Source organism: Tissierellales bacterium, assembly GCA_035301805.1.
Lineage (GTDB): Bacteria > Bacillota > Clostridia > Tissierellales > DATGTQ01 > DATGTQ01.
In genome coordinates this window covers 1-5,884 of record DATGTQ010000217.1, presented here as the reverse complement: position 1 = coordinate 5,884, position 5,884 = coordinate 1, and the positions used below count along the sequence as shown (strand labels likewise).

At 29.4% G+C, this 5,884-nt stretch carries 6 protein-coding genes; 1 reads left to right on the top strand and 5 read right to left on the bottom strand.

All coding sequences use genetic code 11. The annotated features are described in order from the left end of the window. Nucleotides 1-34: 34 nt before the first annotated feature. From VK071_11080 to VK071_11070, 3 genes are all read right to left on the bottom strand, one after another. Complete coding sequence (locus VK071_11080; GenBank protein HLR35852.1) at nt 35-1,336, bottom strand: M18 family aminopeptidase; 1,302 nt, start codon at nt 1,334-1,336, stop codon at nt 35-37. A 69-nt stretch (nt 1,337-1,405) separates the two neighbouring features. After that, entirely contained in the window at nt 1,406-1,702 is a 297-nt protein-coding gene (locus tag VK071_11075) for a DUF1292 domain-containing protein (protein ID HLR35851.1), read from the bottom strand. Between the two features lie 107 nt (nt 1,703-1,809). After that, nucleotides 1,810-3,261, bottom strand: a complete 1,452-nt coding sequence (locus tag VK071_11070) for a site-specific DNA-methyltransferase (protein ID HLR35850.1) — start codon at nt 3,259-3,261, stop codon at nt 1,810-1,812. A 113-nt stretch (nt 3,262-3,374) separates the two neighbouring features. Between VK071_11070 and VK071_11065 the strand changes: the two genes are divergently transcribed. Further along, nucleotides 3,375-4,730 (top strand): transglutaminase-like domain-containing protein, encoded by a 1,356-nt coding sequence (locus tag VK071_11065; protein ID HLR35849.1) that lies wholly within the window; start codon nt 3,375-3,377, stop codon nt 4,728-4,730. 127 nt (nt 4,731-4,857) lie between these two features. On the opposite strand, the gene VK071_11060 is transcribed toward VK071_11065, so the two are convergent. Together VK071_11060 and VK071_11055 are read right to left on the bottom strand one after the other, a co-directional pair. Next, nucleotides 4,858-5,355 (bottom strand): GAF domain-containing protein, encoded by a 498-nt coding sequence (locus tag VK071_11060; protein ID HLR35848.1) that lies wholly within the window; start codon nt 5,353-5,355, stop codon nt 4,858-4,860. A gap of 14 nt (nt 5,356-5,369) precedes the next feature. Continuing rightward, entirely contained in the window at nt 5,370-5,708 is a 339-nt protein-coding gene (locus VK071_11055; GenBank protein HLR35847.1) for a DUF3221 domain-containing protein, read from the bottom strand. Nucleotides 5,709-5,884: the final 176 nt, after the last annotated feature.

Sequence of the window (5,884 nt, the reverse complement as noted above, 5' to 3'; positions counted from 1 at the left end):
ATATTTTTTAGTATTATATTAATTATACTATAGTTTATATTTCATAAAATTTTAAAAAGGATTTATAAACGTAATAATGATCCATTACTCCACCTAATTCACGGATGGAATGCATTGCCAATAATGGGTTTCCTATATCTACAGATGGAATATCTAATTGGGATGATGAAATAGGACCTATTGTTGAGCCCCCTCTTTTATCTGATCTATTTACAAATCTTTGTACTGGAACATCTGCAGCTTTACATATGTTTTCATATACTGTAGATGAAAAACTATCCGAAGTATAGCTTTGATTTGCACTAATCTTTATAGCTGGTCCTTTATTTATAATTGGTCTATTAGTTGGATCATGTTGCTCTGTATAATTTGGATGGACTCCATGAGCTGCATCTGCTGAAACTATAAAAGAATTATATAGTCCTCTAAAGAAATCCTCCCTATCTTTACCTAAGGCAAATGTAATTCTTTCAAGTATAGTTTTAAGCATTGGGCTTGCTGCGCCTTGTTTTGTCATACTACCTACTTCTTCATTATCGAAACAAACCATAATATTTGTAGAATTAGAAACTTCACTTTTTACTAATGCTTTTATTCCAGCATGGACCATTGATAAATCATCTAGTCTACCACTGGAAATAAACTCATTATTTAAACCTATAATATTCCCTTTTTCATATTCATATAAGAACAAATCAAAATCTAAAATATCTTCTTTGATTATACCTAAATTTTTACTTATGACTTTTAGTAAATAATTATCTTTTTCAAATTCTTCATTTACCATAGCTAATAATGGTAAGGATTGGGTTTGAGCGTTAATCTTTACACCTTCATTTACCTTTCTGTTCATATGTACAGCTAAATTAGGTATTATCATTATAGGCTTGTCAATGTTTAAAAGTTTGTAATCTGGTTTAATAGGGTTCTCTGATCTTACAGCTACTCTACCAGCTAAAGATAATGGTCTATCAAACCAAGTATTTAAAATAGGTCCACCATAGACTTCTGTATTTAATTTTAAATAATTATTTTCAATTACCATTTCCGGATTTGGTTTTACTCTAAAAGTAGGAGAATCAGTATGGGCACCTATAAGTCTAAAACCATCTTCTTCAATTTCTCCCTTTCCTACTACAAAGGCAATTAAAGCTGATTTATTTTTTGTAACGAAGTATTTACCACCTTTTTTAATTTCCCATTTTTCCTTAGAATCTAATTTTTTAAATCCTTCCTTTATTAAATCTTTTTCAACCCTTTCAACTACATGAAAAGGACTTGGACATTCATCTAATAGGTTTATTAATTCCTTTGCTAATGTTAGTTCATTACTCACAAAAAACACCTCCATATTATTTAAAAAAGTACCTCAACCTAGGCCGAAGTACTTCTTTTTAACTTCCTATTAAAACTCTTCCTCATCAAAATCTTCTTCTATAAATAGTGTATAAAAGGCTTCTAAAACTAGGTCAAATTCGTCATCATCCTCAATATTTATTAAATCAATACCTTGTTCATCTTCAACATATTCATATAGAAATACTTGGTCATCTTCAAAAGGTAGTAAGGCAATATATTCCTTATCTTCTATTTCAAAAATTCCCAATACATCACATTCTATTTCAGTATCATCTTCTAACGTAAGATAGATTGTATCCGGCTCCATAAGATCATATTCATGTTCATCATAGTCATTATTCATAGCCATTCTCCTTTACAATTAATTTTTAACATTTTACATCTATATTAAGTATATGCAGAAAATTCTCTAATATAAAAGATTTTATTCATCTCCCTGTATATAACTAATTATGTATCTATTATTATATCATTATTATTACCAAAAACATCTATAATTTTTATAAATAACTTCCTATTCCCTTCTTTCTTAGATAACTTTAACTTTATATTATTAGAAATTATGCTTTTTTCATCTTTTCTAAATTTCTGCCAAGAAAATATAGGAACTTCTCCTTTAAAATCTGGATCTATGGATATATAATCTATTAATGCTAAGGATTCATCTTTTAATATATGGGATACTATCTTTTTATCTTTTTTATTTAAAGATAGGTTTTTTATATCTAATTTATAATCTTGAATTTTTATAATTATGGTTTCTTGTTCTCCATTAATCTTTCTATCTACAAAATCAATAGTAATCCCATTTCTATTGTCTCTTTTATCTTTATTACTTTTATTACTTTCTTCATCCTTATATACTCGTCGGAATAAAAACTCGTTAATTTCATTATTTATAAGCCTTTTTTTAATAGTCAAGGCTGAAGATTCTCCTATGTCAGTTAATACCCATTTCCTGTTTAATTTATCTGCTACTATTCCAGTAGTTCCACTACCAGCAAAAAAATCCCCTACTATAGAGTCTTCATTAGATGAAGAGAGAATTATTCTTTCTAATAATTTCTCTGGCTTTTGAGTAGCATAGCCTACTCTTTCTTTAGAAGTTCTTCCTACCATATCAACATTCCAGACGTCTTTAGCATTTACTAAAGTGTACCAACCTATTTCATCTTCATATTCTTTTACTCCCTTAAACCTATAGGGTTTAAACCCACGATTATAGGATTTTTCTTTTTGTGGATTGAATATATAGTTTTTAGTTTTGGAATAAAGGAGAATTGTGTCATGTTTTCTAGAAAAATGTTTTTTACTTGCTCCCCCAGATTTATAACTCCAAATAATTTCATTTAAAAAGTTTTCTTCTCCAAATATTTCATCCATAAGTATTTTTACATAATGAACTACTCGCCAATCTAGATGTACATATATACTTCCTTCATTACTTAAAAGCTCTCTTAACAAGTAAAGCCGAGGACATATTATTTCTAAATATGACACTAAACCCCTCTCCCATATATCTGTATAGGCAAATTGTTCTATAGCTACTGGCTTTCCTTTTGATATTAAATTTATTTTATATTTATAATCCATTCCAGTTAAGAATGGTGGATCTATATATATTAAATCTATTTTTTCTTTAAAGCCTTCTTTTAATAATGCTTCCACTATAAATAAATTATCTCCTAAAATAAATTGATTAATTAAATCATCTGTTAATAGCGCATTATTAGCCGACCTAGCTATTTTTTCTTTTAATAGATTGTCATTGTTACCAATTGACCTGATTATTTCTTCTGTTATTAATGTAGGTTTTTCTATCCTTCTAAGTATTTTCTTAGCTTCCTCTTCTCCTTTATTGATAATATTAGGAATTTTTTTAATTACTGAACTTTTTGTCATATTTGCCTCCCATGGTAATATTTTTTAATAATATATATAGTTTTAGCATAACCTTTATATTACATCTATTATATTATATAATTTAAATAAGAAAATACTTGGAGGTGAGTAGTTTGGAAAATTTATATTCATTAACTGTTGACCTGCCAGAAGATGTAAAAAGATTAACAACCTTTGGAGATTATGATAAGGCCTTAGAGTTAATAGAAATATATATGGAAAGAAATATACCTAAAATATTAAAAGACAGGTTAAATTTTGAAAAAGATAGAATGAGAAGGTTTAAACAGGATTATATTTATTCTTATGAGGATGCTTTAAAATTAGCAAAAAATAAGATTAAGGACTTTACTAAAGAAGAATTAGAAAATATGAAAAATGAAAGGTTTGCTGATTGGGCCTATATAAATGGCCAAGTTTATTTCCACAAAAAATTTTTAGATAATATAATACAAGTAAATACTGAATTAGATAATAGGATAATTGATAATGTTAAGACTAATAAAGCCGGTGATGTTTTAGATAAAACTATTGATGAAATAACCCATAATGGAGATAAAAAATACTATTTCCGTTTAAAAACTGGTATTAAGATTAAAAAGGAGCATGCCAAAATAGGAGAAATAATTAAGGTGCATATACCTATTCCACGGGCTGCCCAACAAATTAAAAATATTAAAATATTAAAGACTTCCCATGAACCAAAAATTATTGCTCCTGAAAGCCATTTACAAAGAACTATTTATTTTGAAGAAAGATTAACTGGTGATGATGAATTTACTGTAGAATACTCTTATGAAAACCATGTTAAATACAGGGAATTAGATAGAACCATTGTATCTACAGATCAACCTCACTTTTGCACTGGAGAATGGCCACCACATATTGTATTTTCACCATTTTTAGTAAGCTTAGCGGAAGAAATAGTTGGAGATGAAATAAACCCACTTATTAAAGCAAGAAATATATATAATTACATTACACAAAATATTCAGTATTCCTATGTAAGACAGTATGCTGCTATAATCAATGCACCTGAATATGCTGCATATAATTTAAAAGGTGATTGTGGAATACAAGCTATGCTTTTCATTACTTTGTGCAGAATTGTCGGTATTCCAGCTAGATGGCAATCAGGATTATATTCAAATCCACACTCTATAGGTTGTCACGATTGGGCTGAATTTTATATAGAACCTTATGGTTGGTTGTTTGCTGACCCTTCCTTTGGTGGCGGAGGATATAGAAGAAAGGATGGCCAAAGATGGAACTTTTACTTTGGCAACTTAGATCCTTTTAGAATGGTAGCAAATTCAGAATTCCATTACGATTTTTATCCTGCGAAGAAATACCTACGGTCGGATCCCTATGATAATCAAATAGGAGAGGCAGAATACTTAGATAGACCTATATTCGATGATGAATTTGATACTATTATGGAAATAGTAGATACTAAAGAAATCAAGTAAGTGAGTCCGTGGGGATGGTCTTCAGTGACTCAAAAAATAGGTCAGTAGGGGATAGTCCTTACTTATAATAATCTTATAATAATAAAGTGAGAAAAAAGGCACATTCCTTTCATCCCTTTTTCTCACTTTATATATTTTCCCAATTAATATACTTATTTAATTCTTCTATAAACTTAATTACGTATTCTTCTTCTAATTCAGTAAACCTTCCTTTTTCTGGACTGTCTAAGTCTAGTACTCCATAAACTTTTCCATCTTTAATAATTGGTATTACTAACTCTGATTGAGAAGCAAAGTCACAGGCTATATGGTCAGGGAATTTATCTACATCAGCTATTCTTTGAACTTTTCTTTCTGCCACAGCTGTTCCACATACTCCCTTGCCAACTTTTATTCTATTGCAAGCCGGTAATCCTTGAAAAGGTCCTAAAACTAGTTCTTCCTCTCTTAATATATAAAAACCTGCCCAATTCAATCTATCTATAGATGCCATAATAATTCCTATTGCATTAGAAATATTAGCTAAATCATCCTTTTCAGAGCTTATCTGCCCCTTTAACAAAACTAACATATATTTATATCTTTCCTCATCAGTCATATTCTCTAAAGCCTCTAATTTAAACATAATATCCCTCACAATTACTCTATTATTTTAACCTTCTTAGCCTTACCTTGTACTGGGTAAGATTCTGCCACTTCCCCATTAAAAATTACCTCAACTACATGACCTTCCTTTAATTCATTAAAATCTACTTTATTATCCTCTTTATACACTTTAGTTTTCTCTGTAAAGCTAACATCTGCCTTATCATATAAGGTATCTTCTTCTACTTCTCCTTCTACGTAAATTCCCGTAATATCATAATCATCTTTAAAGACTTCTTTAACTTCTCCTTTAATTCCAATATCATCCTTTGACGTACAGCCAGTTACTAAAATTGTTACACTTAAAATTAACAATAATAAAAACTGCCTCAAAACCAATCCCTCCTTAAGTGAGTCAACTAGGACCATCCGAGACCACTGAAAAGCATATTATAAAAATTAACAGATTTGCTAAAATTATGGATAAATGTATAGTAAAAACCCCCCTGAACTGATATAATATAGTTACCAGACTATAACCAGAGGGGGGTTTTCACATGCTTAAAGAT